Origin of the sequence: Xanthobacter aminoxidans, from assembly GCF_023571765.1 — a bacterium.
In the GTDB taxonomy this organism is placed as follows: Bacteria; Pseudomonadota; Alphaproteobacteria; order Rhizobiales; family Xanthobacteraceae; genus Xanthobacter; species Xanthobacter aminoxidans.
Genome location: NZ_JAMJXC010000059.1, coordinates 1 through 1,191, shown reverse-complemented (window position 1 = coordinate 1,191; position 1,191 = coordinate 1). Strand labels below are relative to the sequence as shown.

The 1,191-nt window shown below is 56.5% G+C and carries 3 protein-coding genes; all 3 read left to right on the top strand.

All coding sequences use genetic code 11. The features are described from left to right. On the top strand, positions 1–252 hold a 252-nt coding region (locus tag EJ105_RS27605), incomplete at its 5' end, for a ribbon-helix-helix domain-containing protein (RefSeq protein WP_250168884.1). Next, entirely contained in the window at positions 239–562 is a 324-nt protein-coding gene (locus tag EJ105_RS27600) for a type II toxin-antitoxin system RelE/ParE family toxin (protein ID WP_209484775.1), read from the top strand. The genes EJ105_RS27605 and EJ105_RS27600, both read left to right, overlap by 14 nt. A gap of 57 nt (positions 563–619) precedes the next feature. Beyond that, the coding region (locus tag EJ105_RS27595; RefSeq protein ID WP_250168883.1) for an LEM-3-like GIY-YIG domain-containing protein at positions 620–1,191 on the top strand (572 nt) is incomplete at its 3' end.

The window sequence follows — 1,191 nt, the reverse complement described above, 5'->3', positions numbered from 1 at the left end:
GACATGATGCGCGCACTCCGCGAAAGCGTGGAATCTGGTGAATTCGCGACTACCAGCGAGGCCATGCGGGATGCTGTTCGCGTGTGGCAGCGGCAACGCCTCGAATTCGCCGAGCGCCTCGAGGCCCTGCGCGCCCGCGTGCAACGCTCCGTAAGCGATCCTCGCCCGAGCCTGCCCGCCGATGATGCTGAGGCGACGATGGCGCGGTTTATGGAAATCGAACAAAAAGCCACCAAGCGTGAAGCGCGTTAGGGTTTTCTACCGCCCCGAGGCGATCGAGGATCTTCAGGCGATTTATCGCGCCGTTGCGGAAATGAGCCAAAGCCACAAGGTCGCCCAAGGCTTCATCGAACGCATCATGCGGCGATGCAGATCCATCGGCGACGTTCCGTTTGGTGGCCGGCCACGTGACGACCTCCAACCCGGATTGCGCATGGTCCCCTTCGAGCGTTCAGCCGTGATAGCCTACCTCGCGCCCGAGGCCGTCGAGATCACCAACATTTTCTACGGAGGTCGAGATTACGAGGCGCTCTACCATGAGCCGCCTGTTGCGGGCGGCTGAGGTTTTTTAATTGCCGGTCCGACCCATGATGCAATCAAGGGTTAAATGGGGGTGGAGATGAATGCGATCACAGCCATCGAGGAGCCCACGGCATTTGATGAGCATGTTCAGCGCCGGATCGGAAAGTATGTTTACAGACTCATCGATCCTCGAGACGGACAAACATTCTACGTAGGCAAGGGGACGGGTAATCGCGTCTTCGAGCACGCGCGCGGCGAGATCACGCAGGAAGCGGATGAACTTCTTCCTCCTAAACTGGAGACAATCCGCGCCATCAAGGCCGCCGGTAACACAGTGCAGCACCTCATTCACCGCCATGGCTTGAACGATGAGCAGGCGTTCCTGGTAGAGGCGGCCCTGATTGACGCCTACCCGAACCTTACAAACGCTGTAAGTGGGCATGGGTCTGGAGATTCTGGACTTATGACAGCTCGCGAAATTATTATTAAGTTTGGCTTGCCGGCCTTATCGATTGATCCGCCTCATCGCCTTGTTCTGATTAACATTCGCAAACTTGAGAATAGACACGATCGCTCTGAAATATACAATTTGGTTAGGTATTGTTGGCGCATCAACAAAGCGCGGGCTGAAAAGGCCGATTTCATTCTCGCGGTTTTGAGAGGTGTCGT